At 75.1% G+C, this 15,039-nt stretch carries 12 protein-coding genes; 7 read left to right on the top strand and 5 right to left on the bottom strand.

Translation table 11 applies throughout. The annotated features are described in order from the left end of the window. Positions 1 to 145: 145 nt before the first annotated feature. Positions 146 to 1,063 carry an ABC transporter permease subunit gene (locus ACGFIA_RS13590; protein WP_357390163.1) on the bottom strand — a complete coding sequence of 306 codons (918 nt, stop codon included), beginning with the start codon at positions 1,061 to 1,063 and terminating at the stop codon, positions 146 to 148. Next, the gene (locus ACGFIA_RS13585) at positions 1,063 to 3,927 is read right to left on the bottom strand and encodes an alpha/beta fold hydrolase (RefSeq protein WP_393260083.1); all 2,865 of its coding nucleotides are present in this window, start codon (positions 3,925 to 3,927) and stop codon (positions 1,063 to 1,065) included. The genes ACGFIA_RS13590 and ACGFIA_RS13585 overlap by 1 nt, the downstream gene beginning before the upstream one ends. Positions 3,928 to 4,301: 374 nt before the next feature. Here ACGFIA_RS13585 and ACGFIA_RS13580 point away from each other — a divergent pair, with 374 nt between their 5' ends. From ACGFIA_RS13580 to ACGFIA_RS13550, 7 genes are read left to right on the top strand one after another with little or no spacing between them, the layout of a single operon-like run. Further along, positions 4,302 to 5,462, top strand: a complete 1,161-nt coding sequence (locus tag ACGFIA_RS13580; protein WP_393260080.1) for a hypothetical protein — start codon at positions 4,302 to 4,304, stop codon at positions 5,460 to 5,462. Then, positions 5,449 to 8,361 carry a nitrate- and nitrite sensing domain-containing protein gene (locus ACGFIA_RS13575; RefSeq protein WP_393260077.1) on the top strand — a complete coding sequence of 971 codons (2,913 nt, stop codon included), beginning with the start codon at positions 5,449 to 5,451 and terminating at the stop codon, positions 8,359 to 8,361. The genes ACGFIA_RS13580 and ACGFIA_RS13575 overlap by 14 nt, the downstream gene beginning before the upstream one ends. After that, the gene (locus ACGFIA_RS13570; protein WP_357389869.1) at positions 8,358 to 8,825 is read left to right on the top strand and encodes a roadblock/LC7 domain-containing protein; all 468 of its coding nucleotides are present in this window, start codon (positions 8,358 to 8,360) and stop codon (positions 8,823 to 8,825) included. The genes ACGFIA_RS13575 and ACGFIA_RS13570 overlap by 4 nt, the downstream gene beginning before the upstream one ends. Beyond that, positions 8,822 to 9,271 carry a DUF742 domain-containing protein gene (locus tag ACGFIA_RS13565; protein ID WP_357389871.1) on the top strand — a complete coding sequence of 150 codons (450 nt, stop codon included), beginning with the start codon at positions 8,822 to 8,824 and terminating at the stop codon, positions 9,269 to 9,271. Before ACGFIA_RS13570 ends, ACGFIA_RS13565 begins: the two co-directional genes overlap by 4 nt. Continuing rightward, positions 9,249 to 10,010 carry an ATP/GTP-binding protein gene (locus tag ACGFIA_RS13560; protein WP_013288868.1) on the top strand — a complete coding sequence of 254 codons (762 nt, stop codon included), beginning with the start codon at positions 9,249 to 9,251 and terminating at the stop codon, positions 10,008 to 10,010. Before ACGFIA_RS13565 ends, ACGFIA_RS13560 begins: the two co-directional genes overlap by 23 nt. Positions 10,011 to 10,057: 47 nt before the next feature. Continuing rightward, positions 10,058 to 10,561, top strand: a complete 504-nt coding sequence (locus ACGFIA_RS13555; protein ID WP_357389873.1) for a hypothetical protein — start codon at positions 10,058 to 10,060, stop codon at positions 10,559 to 10,561. Positions 10,562 to 10,598: 37 nt separating this feature from the next. Next, positions 10,599 to 12,836 (top strand): AAA family ATPase, encoded by a 2,238-nt coding sequence (locus tag ACGFIA_RS13550; protein WP_357389875.1) that lies wholly within the window; start codon positions 10,599 to 10,601, stop codon positions 12,834 to 12,836. Between the two features lie 57 nt (positions 12,837 to 12,893). Here ACGFIA_RS13550 and ACGFIA_RS13545 read toward each other — a convergent pair whose 3' ends face one another. The 3 genes from ACGFIA_RS13545 to ACGFIA_RS13535 form a co-directional block, all read right to left on the bottom strand. Further along, complete coding sequence (locus ACGFIA_RS13545; protein WP_357389877.1) at positions 12,894 to 13,928, bottom strand: SRPBCC family protein; 1,035 nt, start codon at positions 13,926 to 13,928, stop codon at positions 12,894 to 12,896. Positions 13,929 to 13,931: 3 nt separating this feature from the next. After that, on the bottom strand, positions 13,932 to 14,366 hold the full coding sequence (locus ACGFIA_RS13540) for a hypothetical protein (RefSeq protein WP_357389879.1): 435 nt from the start codon (positions 14,364 to 14,366) through the stop codon (positions 13,932 to 13,934). Between the two features lie 137 nt (positions 14,367 to 14,503). Then, a complete protein-coding gene (locus tag ACGFIA_RS13535) occupies positions 14,504 to 15,013 on the bottom strand; it encodes a GNAT family N-acetyltransferase (RefSeq protein WP_357389881.1) in 510 nt (169 codons plus the stop codon). Positions 15,014 to 15,039 lie beyond the last annotated feature (26 nt).

The raw sequence follows: 15,039 nt of genomic DNA, 5'->3' as shown, positions 1-15,039 counted from the left end.
GACCTCCTGGGGCGGGTGTTTGACGGCTCCAGGATGGCGATCACATGTATCGATGTTAATCAATTTCTTTGCAGGCGGGACAATTGCATGGGAACGCTCCCATGATATGGGCGGACGCGCCAATGCGGGTACCCCGGCGGTCACCTCAGCTGGTGACGTCCTTGCGGGTGAAGCGCCAGAAGGCCAGGCTCCAGAACAACGTGGCGTAGACGATTGCCGAGAACGCGCCCTTGACGACGTCGTCGGTCTGCATCGGCGTGGACAGCAACCCCAGCCAGGCGCTGCTGTAGTGGGTCGGCAGCAGGTTGCGCAGCCCGCCCAGCGCGGTGATCTGGTCCAGGATGCTGGACAGGATCCACAGCAGCACCGCGCCACCGACCGCGCCGAGCGCGGCATCCGTGGTCACCGACAGCAGGAACGCCAGCCCGGCCACGACCAGCAGCACCACCGCCAGATAGCCGAGCACGCCGAGCAGCCGCAACAACCCGTCCGCCGGTGCCAGCTCGGCCGAGACCTGGCTGCTCAGCGGCTTCCAGCCGTACCGCAGGGTGCCGGCCAGCAGCGCGGTGCCGGCGAGCAACAGCAGGGCCAGCCCGGAGTACGCGAGCGCGACGACCAGCTTCACCGCGAGCAACCGGGCCCGGGGCACCGGCACGGCCAGCAGGTAGCGCAGGCTGCCCCAGCTCGCCTCGCTCGCCACCGTGTCACCGCAGAACAGCGCGACCACCACGACCAGCAGGAACGAAGCGGACACCAGGATCGAGAACAGGGTGAAGTTGAGCCCGCCCGAGGTCGCCAGGTCGGCCAGGCTGGAGAACTCGCCCCGCCCGCCGCCGTCGTCGTCCCCGGCGTCGAACTGGAACGCCACCAGGATGATCAGCGGCAGCAGCACCATGAACCCCAGCGCGAGCTGGGTACGCCGGCGCGACGCCTGCCGCCGGAACTCCGCGCCGAACGGGAGCGTGGCCGAGGGCCGGTAGCCCGCCGCCGCCCCGCCCGCGCCCGGCCCCGGCCTACCGAACGTGCCGCCACCAGGCGACGATGCCACAGACGAACCCGCCATCACCGGTCCCCGCTTCCCCGAGAGTTCTCGCCCACCAGGGCGAGGAACGCGTCCTCCAGGCGGCGCCGGGGCACCACCCGGTCCACCCCGATACCGGCGCGGACCAGTTCGGCCACCACCTCGCTGCGGGCGGTGCCGTTGGTGTCGACCACCAGCCCGCCGTCGCCGTCGGGCAGCACCCGTACGCCGTCGAGCCGGTCGAGCACCGTCCGCGCCGCATCAGGGTCGCTCACCTCGAACAGCACGCTCGGCGACTCGCCGACGATCTCCTCCACCGGGCCGGACGCCACGATCCGCCCCTTGTTCACCACCACCGCGTGCGTGCAGGTCTGCTCCACCTCGGCCAGCAGGTGGCTGGAGACCAGCACCGCCCGGCCGTCCGTGGCGTAGCGCTGGAGCACCCGGCGCATCTCGGCGATCTGCGGCGGGTCCAGCCCGTCCGTCGGCTCGTCCAGCACCAGCAGCTCGGGCAGGCCGAGCATGGCCTGGGCGATGGCCAGCCGCTGCCGCATGCCGTGGCTGTACTTCTTCGTCCGCCGGTGCACCGAGTCGCCCAGGCCGGCGATCTCCAGCGCCTGGTCGAAGTGCGCGTCCTCCCACGGCCGGCCGGTCGCCCGCCAGTACGCCTTGAGGTTGTCCAGCCCGGACAGGTGGGGCAGGAAGCCCGGCCCCTCGACCAGCGCGCCGATCCGGGAGAGCACCGGCGAGCCGGGCACCAGCCGGTGACCGAAGACGTAGATCTCCCCGGCGGTGGGCTGGGTCAGCCCCATCAGCACCCGCAGCGTCGTGGTCTTGCCCGCGCCGTTGGGCCCGAGCAGGCCGACCACCTGGCCGGGGTGCACCTCGAAGTCGACGTCGGAGACCGCGACGAAGCCGTCCGCGTACTCCTTGCGCAGGTTGCGCACGGCGAGCGGGACGCCCGCGTACTCCGGGTGCACGGAGTCGTCCTGGCGGCGGTGCCGGCGGCGGGTGAGCAGCACGACCACGACGAGCCCGGCCGCGATCGCGGCCAGCAGGCCGGCCAGCGCCCAGCGCCAGATCGCCGCCGTGGTGGGGATCGGCGCGGCGTCGACGGTGGGCAGCGTCAGCGGCCCGTCGGCCAGCGCCACCGTGTGCACGGCCGGTTCGGCCGGCGAGGCGTACGCCTGGTCCGACGTCGCCACCACGAGCCGCAGCCGGTGCCCGGCCTCGACCCGCCGGACGATCCCCGGCAGCGTGACGGTGACCGGCGTGGCCGCCTCGACGGTGGGCGGCAGGCCGGTCAGGCGCACCGGCGCGACCAGGCCGGACGGCAGCGTCGCGGCGCCCTGCGGGTCGACGTCGTAGAGCTTCACGAACAGCACCGCCTCGCCGGTCGCGGAGGCGGCCCTGATCCGCACGGTGGGCGCGCCCACCACGTCCACCGGCTCGTCCAGCGGCGCGGACTCGAAGCGGGCGTGCTGGCCGGGGATGTCACCGGCCACGCCGTCCAGCAGCGAACCGAGCGCGCCAGCGAACGGCACCGAGGAGATCGCCGCCGGGTTGCCGTTGGGCGGTACGGCGACCGGCTGGGGCGGACCGGCGAGCGTCACCTCGCGGCGGCCCTCACCGGTCAGGCCCGGATAGTCGGCGGTACGGAAGCCGGTCGCCACCAGGCCCCGGTCCAGCGCGTCGAACCCGGCGATCCGGGAGAACGTGAACGTGTCGCCGGGCGCCGCCCCGTCCCCCTTGACGTAGTGGTCGAGCCACTGCGCGGTCAGGAACTTCACCCGGTCGGAGTCGGAGGTGGGTCCGGAGCCGCCGTCGTGGCCGCCGGTGAACCAGGCGACCCGCACCGGCGTGCCGGCGGCGGCGATGCCCCGGGCGTTGGCGTCCGCCTCGGCCAGCGGGAACAGCGTGTCCGCCTCGCCCTGCACCAGCAGCGTCGGCGACTTGATCCGGTCCAGCACGCCGGCCGGTGACGACCGGCGCAGCAGCTCGACCGCCGCCGCGTCGGCTCGGCCGGTGGTGGCGATGCGCAGGTACGCGGCGCAGACGTCGGCCGCGAAGCGCCCGCACGCCGGGTCGGCGGCGCCGGCTGGCGCGCGACCGGAACCGGTGCCCGGCCCGGCGCCCGGCTGCGGGCTCGGCGGGCCGGCCGACTCGGGAGCGCCCTCCGGCGCGGCGGCGGTGGCCCCGGAGAGCCCGGCCGGGCCGGAGCCGGCGTTTCCGCCGCCGCCGAAGAAGATGCCGGCCCAGCCCTTCTTGAACACGCCGTCGGCAGGCTGCCGGCCGCTGCTCTCCGGCAGGAAGGCGCGGGACAGGTCGTTCCAGGTGATCATCGGGACGATCGCGTCGATCCGCTGGTCCTGCGCGGCCAGCAGCAGCGCCAGGCCGCCGCCGTACGAGCCGCCGACCACGCCGACCCGGGGGTCGCCCGGCGAGTCGAGGCGGATGTCCGGGCGCTCGGCGAGCCGGTCGAGCAGGCGCTGCGCGTCCCGCACCTCGTAGTCGGGGTTGTCCAGGTGGATCTGACCGCCGCTGCGCCCGAAACCGCGGGCGGTCCAGGTGAGCACCGCGTACCCACGGGCGACCAGGTCCTCGGCGTCCGGGCGGACCGAGTCCTTGGTGCCACCGAAGCCGTGCGCCAGCAGCACCGCCGGCACCCGCTTCGACGCCGACGCGTCCGCCGGCAGGTATAGCGTCGTGTCCAGATCGACCGGCTCGTCGCCGGAGGGCCCGGAACGCACTGTCACAGTCGTCGACTCGGTCCGGAAGTCCGCGCCGCGCGGCCGGGCCGTCCAGACCAGCGCGGCGGCGACGAGAACGATCACCACCACTGCGGCGACGGTGCGGCGCGGACGGCCGGCCAGGGCGCGCCGGAGCCGCGCGGCGGTTGATCTCATGCGGCACACGGTACGGGCCGGCGGCTGAGCATTCGCTGAGATCCGCCGTACGTCTGTCCGGTTGCACCGTTCGTCGCGTGGCGTCCCTCATCCGCCAAAGGTCCAGAGCATCCCAGCGAGACGTATTCGGATCATGTGAATTCACATCTACCGGCGCAAACCAGCGTCGATGTCATTTCTCGGCAGCACGATCACACGCTACGTGCCTTTCGCCCCGACACAGGGTGACCCGAAGTGGACTGACGTGAAGCCGACTCATCGGCCGAGGTCACACCCGCATCCGGTTCGACTAATTTTCCGGTCCGGTGCACGGGACTGCGTACGGCGACCTCCCGGCGCACCGACCGCCCCGCCGTCGCCGGAGGAGACACACCATGACAGTCCCCGCGTCGCGGGTCCGTCGGCGGCCCGCCGTACCGGGCCGTACGCTCGCCCTGGTGCTGGCACTGGCACTGCTGGCCCCGCTCGGGCTGATCTTCATCCAGGCCGAGCGCGACTACTCCGACGACCACGACCTGGCCAGCCGGGAACGGCTCGGCGTCCGCTACCTGCGCGCCCTCGGGCCGGTCACCGACACCCTGGTGGAGGCCCAGGCCATCGCCGTCGCCGAAGGCGCCGTGTCCCGCGCCTCGCTCGCTGCCGCCATCGAGGGCGTCGCGGAGGTGGACAACGCCGTCGGCGACGAGTTGCGCACCCACGAACGCTGGGCCGGGCTGCGGGCCAAGCTGGAGTCGCTGCCCGACCGCGGGATCGGCGACCCCGAGGCGGCGTACCGGGCCTACGGCGAGGCGTCCGACCTGCTGCTGGCCCTCTACCGCAAGGTACGGGAGAGCTCCGGCCTGATCCGCGACCCCCGCGCCGACTCGTTCTTCCTCCAGGACGGCATCGGCGGCGACCTGCCCACCGCGACGGTGCTGGCCGGACGGCTCGTCGACCTGGCCCGGCTGGCCGCCAAGCGCCCCGCCGACCAACGCGCGAGGACGGGCGCGGAGCTGGCCGAGCTGCGGGTCGCCGCGCTCGGTCCCGCCACCGACCTGGTCACCGACCTGCGCTCGGCGGTGGACAACTCGGAGAGCACCGACCTGGGCGCCAACGTACTCACCCCGCTGGACACCTACCAGCGTTCGCTGGAGACGTTCGCGGTCTACTCGGCGCCCGGCGGCGGCCGGTCCGCCCCGGGCACCGACCAGCTCACCCGCGCCGGGCTCAGCGCGCAGAACGCCGCCAAGCAGCTCCGGACGGTCATCCTCGACCAGCTCGACGCGCTGCTGCGGGAACGGCTCGACGACCTGGATCGGGACCGGCTGCTGGGCCGGATCGCGGCCGGGGCGGCGCTGGTGCTGATCGCCGGGATCGTCGCTCTGCAGGTGGCCGCGCTGCGCCGGGACCAGTTCCGCACGGCCGCGGCACGCCGGGAGCCGGCCGAGGCCCCGCCGGCGCCGCCGCTCGCCGCGCCCGAGACCGACCGCCGGCCGGTCGCGGTGGGGCGCGGCATCGACTCCGACGGGTGGAGGCCGTTCGATGCTGCTCGGTAGCCTGCGGATCCGGGGCAAGCTCGCCCTGCTGGTGATCATCCCGCTGCTCAGCATGGTCGGGCTGGCCGTACCCGTGGTCATCGACCGGGTGTCCGCCGCCCGGCAGGCCGCCGACACCGCCGAGACCGTCCGCATCGCCAGCCGGGTCGGCAGCCTGGTCCAGGATCTCCAGCAGGAACGCCTGCTCTCGGTCGGGCTGCTGCTGCGGCGGGTGAGCCGCACCGAGCTGATCCAGAAGTCGGCGACCGTCGACGACCGGGTCGCCGACCTGCGCGCCGAGCCGCTGCCGGCGCCGGTCCGGGCGAGCCTCGACCAGGTACGCCGGCTGGAGGACGTCCGGAACGCCACGCTCGCCGGCCGCGCCACGCCGCAACAGATCCTGACCGTGTTCGGCGAGGTCGACACCGCCCTGATCGACGCGCTGCGGCTGCCCTTCCAGGTGGACACCGACACCGCCGCCGGACGGCAGGTGCTCGCCCTGGACGCGCTGCTGCGCGTCGACGAGGCCCTCAGCTCGTGCACCACCCAGATCGTGCTGGTCAAGGCGACCGGCGACCCGCTGGTGTCCCGGGCGTTCGTGGCCTGCATGGCGGCGCTCAACGTCGACAACCGGCGGTTCCGCAAGCTGATCACGCCCGAGCAGCTCAAGGTGGCCGAGCTGGACGACGCGGCGGTGGCCGCCCGGACCAGCCCGACGTTCCTGGTGGACAGCCTCCGCGACCCGGACGGGGCGATCGCGCCGGTGCCGCTGGACGTGCTGTTCCCCTCGGCCCGGTCGATGATCACGCTGGGCCAGTTCGTGGAGAAGAAGGTCGTCGCGGACGTCATCGCCGAGACGCGCGCCCGGGAACGGGAGGCGCTGACCGCGGCCTGGCTGGTCAGTCTCGCGGCGGCGGCGATCCTGCTCGTCGTGGTGCTGCTGAGCATGACGGTGGCGCGTACGGTGGCCCGGCCGCTGAGCCGGCTCACCCGCTCCGCCGAGCGGGTCGCCCGGGTCACCGAGGCCGAGCTGACGCGGGTCGCCGACGACGAGTCCGAGAGCGTCCCCCCGGTACGCCTCGACCCGGTGGAGGTCAGCGCCCGGGACGAGATCGGCGACCTGGCCCGCGCGTTCGACAGGGTGCAGCACACCGCCGCCCGGCTGGTCGAGCGGCAGGTCGCCGGCCGGCGCAACGTGGCGCAGATGTTCGGCCATGTCGGCCGGCGTACGCAGAACCTCGTCGGCCGTCAGATCGCGCTCATCGACCGGCTGGAACGGCAGGAGACCGACCCGGGCCGCCTGGAGCACCTCTACCGGCTGGACCACATCTCCAGCCGGTTGCGCCGCAACGCGGGCAGCCTGGTGGTGCTCTCCGGCGCCACCGGCTCGGACGGCCACGTGGCGCCGGTCCCGCTGGCCGACGTGGTCCGGCTCGCGCTCGGTGAGATCGAGGACTACACCCGCGTCGACGTGGAGGTCGCGCCCGGCGTGGCGGCGGCACCCGCCATCGTCGGCGACCTGGTGCTGACGCTCGCCGAGCTGATGGAGAACGCCACCTCGTTCTCGCCGCCGCACACCCGCGTGGTGGTGACCGGTGAGCTGACCGACGGCGGGGCCCGGCTGGTCGTGGTCGACCACGGCATCGGCCTGACCGAGGACCGGATGGTCGAGGAGAACGCCCGGTTCACCCGGCGGGAACGCCTCGACCTCGCCCCGACCGAGGTGCTCGGCCTGTTCGTGGTCGGCCGGCTGGCCCGCCGGCACGGCTGGAGCGCCCGGCTGAGCCACACCCCCGGTGGTGGCGTCACCGCAGCCCTGGAGATCCCGGCCGCCTCGCTCGTGATCCGCCGCCCCGAGCCGGTCGGCGTCAGCGCCGGCCGGGCCGCTGTGCCCGGCACCCGCGAGCCGGAGCCGCCGGCAGTGGAGGCGCCGGCCGGCTTCGACGTCGAGTTGCTGAGCCGGGCCACCCGCAGCATGTCCAGCGGTGACCCGTGGAACGCCTTCGGCAGCCAGGCCGGCGAGGCAGAACCGGCCGAGGAGCCGGGACAGCCCGCCGGCGGCCCGCCGCCGGTCTGGCCGCCGTCGGCCGTACCGCTTGTCGGCCCGGCCGCGCGTGCCGGGCACGTCGCCCCGCCGACCCCGGTCGTCGGCCCGGCCCCGGCCGCTCCCCCGGCCGCCGGGCCGGCGACCGGCCCGACCCGGACCCCGCAGCCCGCCCGCCCGGCCCTGGCGCCGTCCGCCGGGCCGACGCTCGCACCGCCGCCCACCGGCCCGGCCCTGGTGCCGCCGCCCACCGGCCCGGCGCTTGTGCCGCCGCACCGTCCGGCGCAAACGCCGGCGGCGGGCCCGGCCGCGGCCCCGGCGCTCGCACCGCAGCACCGTCCCGGGCTCGCACCGCAGCACCGGCCGGCACCCGCGCCGCCGCCGGGTGGTGCCCGCCCGCCGGCACCGGCCGGGTCACCGCCGGCCATGCCGGCGCCGACCGGGCCGAACCCGGTCGGCCCGCCCGCCGGCCGGCCCGGCACCCGGTCGCCGATCCGGCAGCGGGTACCCGGCGCGAACCTGCCGGCCGCCCCGCCGGCCGCGCCGGCCGGTCCGGCCACCGGCGGTCCGCTGATCGGCGTGCCGGCGGATCCGTCGAGCGTCCGGGCCCTGGTCGAGGAGTTCGAGGACGGGGTACGGCGGGCCCAGGGCGACGTCGGCGGCACACCTCCGGTGGCGGAACGTCCCCGGCTCAGCCGGCGGGTGCCCGGCGCGAACCTGTCCGTCGCTCCGACGCAGTCCGTGCCCCCCACCAGCTCCGACCCCGGCGATCCCGTCGAGGTCCGCAACCGGATCAGCGAGTTCGAGGCGGGCGTCGCCCGTGCTCTGCGCGAAGTCAGTACCGACCGCCGCTACGAAGAGGACCCATCACGGTGACCAGCCCCTTCCTCCACGAGAACGTCGAACAGAGCACCGCCACCGGCGACCTCAGTCCCGAGGCACGCACCTTCAACTGGCTGCTCGACTCGTTCACCTCCAGCACCGCCGGGGTGATGGAGGCGATCGCGGTCTCCTCGGACGGGCTGCTGATGGCCATGTCCGCGATCAAGGACCGGTCCAACGCGGAACGGCTCGCCGCCGTCGTCTCCGGCATGACCAGCCTCGCCGGGGGTGCCGCCAGCTGGTACGCGCTCGGCGCGCTCAACCGGGTGATCGTCGACATGGCCGAGGGGTACCTGCTCATCAGCGCGATCAGCAGCGGCTCGGTCCTCGGCGTCGTCGCCGACCGCACGGCCAACCTGGGCACCGTGGCGTACGAGATGACGCTGTTCGCCGGCCGGGCCGGCGGCGCGCTGAGTCCCCGCCTGATCGCCGAGCTGAAGAACGCCGTACAGCAATGATCCCGGGGGCCGCCGGCGCGGACCCGGAGCCGGAACCCGGCATCCGGATCCGCCCTTTCCTGAACGCGTCCGCTCCGGCACCGGAGCCGGACGCGGTCGACGGGGAGCCGACCGGCCCACGCCCCTTCGTGCTGACCTCCGGACGGGTGGACGGCGACCCGGCGATCGGCCTGGAGACCCAGGTCACCGCTCACCCGGGCAGCACCTCGTGGGCGGTGACCGCCCGGTTGGCCCCGGAACTCGCGGCGATCGTCGCGATCTGCGCCGAGCCCGTCTCGGTGGCCGAGATCTCCGCCCGGACCCGGATGCACTTCGGGGTGACCCGGGTGCTGGTCGGCGACCTGCGCGCCGCCGGCCATCTCGACGTGCACGTCGCGGACGTCGACGACGCCCTCGATCCCGACATCATCCTGCGAGTGATTGATGGACTTCGTGCGATCTCCTGAATGGCCGGCAGCCGCCACGGGCGGGCCGGCCGCCAACAGCGCGCCGAGCCGCTACGGCGGCCCGGCGCCGCTGATCGGCCGGGCCACACCACCCCCGCCCACCCCGCCGCTGCCGTACCTGCCGCCGGGTGTGCCGCCGGCCGAACCGGCCCCGATCGTCAGCCGGGTGCCGGCGCCCCGGCCGCCGATCCCGGTGAAGATCCTCATCGCCGGCGGCTTCGGGGTCGGCAAGACCACCACAGTCGGCGCGATCTCCGAGATCGCGCCGCTGACCACCGAGGCGGAGATGACCACCGCCGGCATCGGCATCGACGACCCGGGCGGGGTCGCCGGGAAGACCACCACCACCGTGGCCATGGACTTCGGCTGCGTGACGATCGACCGCAGCCTGAAGCTCTACCTCTTCGGTACGCCCGGCCAGGCGCGCTTCGGCTTCATGTGGGACGACCTGGCCCGGGGCGCGCTCGGCGCGCTCGTGGTGGTGGACAGCGCCCGGCTCGACGACTGCTACCCCGCGATCGACTTCTTCGAGCGGTCCGGGCTGCCGTTCGCGGTGGGCGTCAACGCCTTCGACGGCCGGCTGGCCCTGGACCTGCCGTCGATCCGCTGGGCGCTGGCGATCGGTGAGCACGTGCCGCTCGTGCAGTTCGACGCCCGGGACCGCCTCTCGGTACGGGACGCCCTGCTCGTCGTCCTGGACCGCGCGCTGGACCGGGCGACCCGATCCCGGGCAGGCTGAGAACCGGCAGTCGTTTCGATCCGTTGTCTGGCGAAGGGGTGGACGCCATGAGAGGTGATCTGGACGAGACACTGGCCCGGATGGCCCGGCGCGAGGAGGCGCTGCGCCGCCGGGGGCCGATGGCCGGGCAGCCCGCCGGTACGCCCGAGCGGGACGTGCCGGCGGAGATGGCGGAGCCGGCGGACGAGCCGGGCGACGGGCGGGCGGGGCACGGCGCGTACCGGCTGCGCGGCGGCGACGCTCCGGTACGGCGTGACCCGGTCGAGGAGGTCGCCGAGGCGGTCCGCCGGGTGGTGGCCGAGCACCCCGGACTGGCCGTGACGCTCCGCGTGGAGCTGGGCGAGCAGGCGTACCCGCTGCGGGTCTCCTGGTCCGGCACCGCGGTGACGGTGGGCCCGGCGGCGCCGCCCGCGCCGCCACCGGCATGGCCCATGTCGGTGAAGACGGTGCCGGCACCCGGCCACGACCCGCTGGAGTCCGACCCGGCGGCCCGGCTGGCCGAGATGATCCGGCGCGACCCCTCGCTGCTGGACGACCCGGGCCCGCGGTGACCGGGCACCTGATGATCCGGGCGGCTACTGTCGGCGGGTGGCCGAACCCGACCTGACCCTGACCGCGACGCTGCGGCCGGCCGCGCTGGACGCCCGCCGCGGCGTGGTGCGCCTGCACCCCGAGGTGCTCACCGCGCTGGCGCTGCGGCCCGGCGACCCGGTACGCCTGACCGGCCGCCGGGTCACCGCCGGGATCGCGGCCGCCGCCGAGGCGAGCACCAGCGGCGCCCTGTTGCACGCCGACGACCTGCTGCTGGGCAACCTCGGCCTGCGAGCCGGCGGTCAGGTCACGGTGAGCCCGCTACCGGCGACCCCGGCACGCCGGCTCACCCTGTCCGGCCCGCCCGCCGTGGTCGCCGCGGTCCCGCCGGAGATGCTGCGGCTCGCGCTGCTGGGCAAGGTGGTCACCGCCGGGGACGACGTCTCGCTGCTGCCGCAGGACGTGCTCCCGGACGCCGCCGTGCGCGGCCTGATCGAGGCCGCGCGGCGCAGTCTCGCCAGTTCCGTCGGGTACGCCTGGACCAGCACGCTGCTCACCGTCGTGTCGGCCGAACCGGCGGTCGGCGCGCTCGTCACCATGGACACGGTAGTGGGCTGGGAACACGGCCCCGCCACCCGCGGCTCCGGCCCGGCGTCCTCGGCCTCCACCGCACGCGTCTCCGCCCCCGCCACGCCGCCCGGGACGGAACCCGACAGGGACCTGCTCGGCCCGGAGGACGCGCCCGACGTGGACGAGCTGCCCGGCCTGCGCGCCCAGGCCGAGGAGCTGACCGAACTGCTGGACCTGGGCTTCCACCACCGCGAGGTGCTGGGCCGGCTCGGCACCACCGTCTCGCTCGGTGTGCTGGTGGAGGGCCCGGCCGGGTCCGGCAAGTCCGCGCTGGTGCGCGCCGTCGCCGCCAGGGTCGGCGCGGGCGTCCGGCCGCTCTGGGCGCCGGAGCTGGCCGCGCTCACCGACGACGCGGCGGCCGGCCGGCTGCGCGAGGCGGCCTCGGCGGTACGCGCCGGTGGCACCGCCGTGCTGCTTGTCACCGATGTGGAGGCGATCGCCCCGGCCGACGAGCCGGGTCCGCTGGCCACCGTGTTCCGGCAGGTGGTGGCCGAGACGCTGCGGGCCGGCGTGGCTGTGGTGTGCACGACCGGACGCCCCGAGGCGGTGGACCCGGCGCTGCGCGGCCCGGACCTGCTCGCGCTGCGGATCACCGTGCCGCTGCCCGACGCGGCGCTGCGCCGCGAGCAGTTGACGGTGCTGACCCGCGAGGTGCCGCTCGCCGGTGACGTCCGGCTGGACGAGGTGGCCGGCCGTACCCCCGGGTTCGTCGCGGCGGACCTGGCGGCGCTGGTGCGCGAGGCCGGGGTACGCGCGGCGCTGCGCCAGAAGACGGCGGAGACCCCGAGCGTGGCGATGGCCGACTTCACCGCCGCGCTGGAGGTGGTCCGGCCGACCACGATGTCCGCGTCCACGCTGGAGCTGGCGTCGGTGACGCTCGACGACGTGGGCGGGCTACACGAGGTCAAGCAGACGCTCACCGAGTCGGTGCTGTGGCCGCTCACCTATCCGGACACGTTCGCCCGGCTGGGCGTGACGCCGCCACGCGGGGTGCTGCTCTACGGTCCGCCCGGCTGCGGCAAGACCTACCTGGTGACCGCGCTGGCCGGCTCCGGACGGGCGAACGTGCTGTCGGTCAAGGGCGCGGAGCTGCTCTCGAAGTGGGTGGGTGAGAGCGAGCGGGCGGTCCGGGAGCTGTTCCGCCGCGCTCGCCAGGCCGCGCCCACGCTGGTGTTCCTGGACGAGGTGGACGCGCTGGCCCCGGTACGCGGGCAGGCCACCGACGGCGGTACGACCGACCGGGTGGTGGCGGCGCTGCTGACCGAACTGGACGGGGTGGAGGCGCTGCGCAACGTGGTGGTGGTCGGTGCGACCAACCGCCCTGAGCTGGTCGACCCGGCGTTGCTGCGTCCGGGCCGGCTGGAACGGCTGGTCTACGTGCCCCCGCCGGACGGTCCGGCCCGTACGGAGATCCTCCGCGCGTCCGCCCGGGACGTCCCGCTCGCGCCGGACGTGGACCTCGACGCGCTCGGCGCCGAGCTGGACGGCTTCTCCGCCGCCGACTGCGCCGCGCTGATCCGGGAGGCGGCGCTCGCCGCCATGCGGGAGTCGTTGAACGCGAGCACCGTGACCGCCGCGCACGTCGAGGCGGCCCGGGCCCGCGTCCGGCCCTCCCTGGACCCGGTGCAGCTCGCACACCTGGAGTCGTACGCCACCGGCCGGTAGCGACCGGCCGGCTCCCCGGGCGGCCGGTCAGCTCCCAGCGCGAGGGCGCGCGGCCGGTCAGCTCTCGCCGCGGCGGCGCGCGGCCGGGCGGCGGGGCGGCTCCGGGACACGGCGGCGGCGCCCGGGTTCCCCGCGCCCGCGCGCCTGCCGGTCGCGGGAACGCTCCGCCGCCGACCGGACCGGCTGGCCGGCGTACTCGTCGTCGCCGAAGTCGTTGCCCTCGTCGTAGGCGGCGTACTCGTCGTCCGCAGGCCCGGCGTCACCCCGCTCCTCCCGGAGCGCGGTCGCGTGGTCCCTGACCACCCGGGAGTCCTCGATCTCGCCGCGCCAGCCCTCGACCGCGTCCGGGTCGAGCACGGTCCGGGTCATCACGTGCCGGACGAAGTGCCTCAGCTCCAGCCGGACCCGGCGGCCCTGGGCCCGCCACAGGTTGGCGGTGTGCTCGACGAGGCCGCGCGGGTGGTACTCCAGCACGACCAGGATCCGGGTCAGTTCCGGGGCGACCTCGTGGAAGCTGACGGTGCCGTCGACGGAGCCCTTCTCGCCTGTGGACCGCCAGTGGACGAGCCGGTCCGGGACCTGCCGGACGATCGTGGACTGCCAGCTCCGGCGCGACCAGAGCATCCGCGCCGTCCAGGTCATCTTCTCGTCGGCGTCGCAGTCGGCCCGCTCGACCTTCCGCATGAAGCTCGGGAAGTCGCCGAACGTCGTCCACTGGTCGTACGCGACCCGGACCGGCACGCCGACCTCGATCGCCTCGACGATGTTCGTGACCCCTGGCGTACGGCCGCCCTCCCGGCCTCCCCTGCGCACGCCGAACGCCGCCATCAGCTTCTCCCTACCGCCGGCCAGGCCGGCCTGGACCATCGCCTTGACCGGGGAGGCGCCCTCGGCGAGCCGGTGCGCGCCGGTGGCGGCGGCCACCAGGCCCGGATCGCCGTCGCGCTTCGCGTACTCGCTCAGCCGCCCGGTGGCGTCGGTGACCCGGTCGGTGACCACCTGCACGGCCCGTTCACCGAGTGCGGTGGCGAGGTTGCGCAGCTCGCCGCCGATCTGGTCGCGGGCCCGGTCGGCCAGGCTGCTCGTCGCCACGGCTCACCGCCCCCGTTCGGCAGGGGCCGGCACCGGCTCGTCCGGCTGGTCGTCCAGCTCCGGCTCCTCATCGGGCGCGGAACGCTCCTTCCCCGGCGCGGAGCGCTCGGCGGCCGGGCGGGCGGTGCCGGTCCTGCGGCGCAACGCGTCGGCGCCCCCGCGCAGCCGTCCGCCGATGGCGTCGATGCCGTTGCCGGCGGCGGCGGTCGCGGCCGCCCGCCCGGCGGCCACCAGCGGCGGGCCCAGCCCACCGAGGCTGCGCAACTGCGGGCTCGCGGCCATCAGGTCCGCGCCGAGCTGCTTCAGGCCCCCGGGGTGCCGGCTGGCCCGCCCGGCGGCGACCGCCGCGGCGAGCGTCAACGCGGTACGCATCTTCTTCCGGCGACCCAGCAGGTAGCCGAACCCGACGGCGAACGCCACCCGTGCTCCGCTTCTCATCCGCTCTCCTTCGCGCTCCCCGGGAAGTCGCGGGCCCGGAGACGCGGGCTACCCGTCAGCCCGTCGGAGAAACGTCTCCGCACGAGCGCGGGCCGCCCACCGAGGCGGTGCCGGGCGGAAGGACCGGATGCGGGGATTCAGCGGATCGGCAGGGCGGAGTCCAGGGACATCCGAGCGCGGAGTTTCCCGTCTTCCTCGCGCAGTTCCGCGCCGCACTTACGCAGCACCGAGATCGCACCCGCGTTGTCCGGGGTGGTGTCCGCTACCACTGTGTGCATCCCGGCCGCGGCGGCGGCGTGCAGCAACTGGCGCAGCGCGGCGACGCCCAGGCCCCGGCCGCGCGCCGACCGGCCGAGCCACATGCCGGTCTCCACGGTTCCCGGCTCGTCCCGGCGCGTCATCCGCACCATGCCGACCACCTCGCCGCCGGAGACGATCGCGTACATGACCGTGCCGGTGGGGCCGTTCAGTCCGCCGAGGCTGGCGCGGTGGAACTCGCGGAACGCGTCGCGGCGGGCCAGCGACCAGCCCGCCGGGGCGTCCACCGGAGGCATGACGTCCTCCGGTTCCGCCTCAGCCGCCGCTACGGAGAGCAACGGTTCCAGGTTCCGTTCGTCCACTGGCTCCAGCCGTACCGCACCCGTCACGTCGCGAAGTCTGCCGCCCGCTGTCC

Source organism: Micromonospora sp. NPDC049203, assembly GCF_043197215.1.
Taxonomy (GTDB): domain Bacteria; phylum Actinomycetota; class Actinomycetes; order Mycobacteriales; family Micromonosporaceae; genus Micromonospora.
Note: the sequence above shows the minus strand (reverse complement) of the source record. Positions and strands in the feature narration are given on the sequence as shown.

What these genes read in the sequence shown, in the direction of transcription:
- ACGFIA_RS13590 (WP_357390163.1), bottom strand. Translation starts at nt 1,063, where the DNA reads ATGGCGGGTTCGTCTGTGGCATCGTCGCCTGGTGGCGGCACGTTCGGT.
- ACGFIA_RS13585 (WP_393260083.1), bottom strand. Translation starts at nt 3,927, where the DNA reads ATGAGATCAACCGCCGCGCGGCTCCGGCGCGCCCTGGCCGGCCGTCCG.
- ACGFIA_RS13580 (WP_393260080.1), top strand. Translation starts at nt 4,302, where the DNA reads ATGACAGTCCCCGCGTCGCGGGTCCGTCGGCGGCCCGCCGTACCGGGC.
- ACGFIA_RS13575 (WP_393260077.1), top strand. Translation starts at nt 5,449, where the DNA reads ATGCTGCTCGGTAGCCTGCGGATCCGGGGCAAGCTCGCCCTGCTGGTG.
- ACGFIA_RS13565 (WP_357389871.1), top strand. Translation starts at nt 8,822, where the DNA reads ATGATCCCGGGGGCCGCCGGCGCGGACCCGGAGCCGGAACCCGGCATC.
- ACGFIA_RS13560 (WP_013288868.1), top strand. Translation starts at nt 9,249, where the DNA reads ATGGACTTCGTGCGATCTCCTGAATGGCCGGCAGCCGCCACGGGCGGG.
- ACGFIA_RS13555 (WP_357389873.1), top strand. Translation starts at nt 10,058, where the DNA reads ATGAGAGGTGATCTGGACGAGACACTGGCCCGGATGGCCCGGCGCGAG.
- ACGFIA_RS13540 (WP_357389879.1), bottom strand. Translation starts at nt 14,366, where the DNA reads ATGAGAAGCGGAGCACGGGTGGCGTTCGCCGTCGGGTTCGGCTACCTG.